This window comes from Psychrobacter sp. 16-MNA-CIBAN-0192 (genome assembly GCF_040309565.1).
Classification (GTDB): Bacteria; Pseudomonadota; Gammaproteobacteria; order Pseudomonadales; family Moraxellaceae; genus Psychrobacter.
On record NZ_JBEOOX010000770.1, the window covers coordinates 1 to 232 of the forward strand.

1 protein-coding gene is annotated in these 232 nt (G+C 47.4%); it reads left to right on the forward strand.

Going from position 1 to position 232, the window contains the following annotated elements; translation table 11 throughout:
• On the forward strand, positions 1-232 hold a 232-nt coding region (locus tag AAEY78_RS15155; protein ID WP_352340351.1), incomplete at both ends, for an RnfABCDGE type electron transport complex subunit D.

Consider the following 232-nt stretch of genomic DNA (forward strand, 5'->3'; position numbering starts at 1 on the left):
GTATCGACCTTAGCAATCTTAATGGGTGCAGCAGTTCTGTTATGGACGCGTATTGCCTCATGGCGCATCATGGCAGGTTGTGTGGTTGGTCTGATTGCCACCTCCCTTGTCTTTAATATGATTGGCTCTAAAGACAACTTGATGATGAGCCTACCGTTTTACTGGCATTTAGTAATTGGTGGTTTTGCATTCGGTGCTGTCTTTATGGCGACCGATCCAGTCTCTGCTGCGC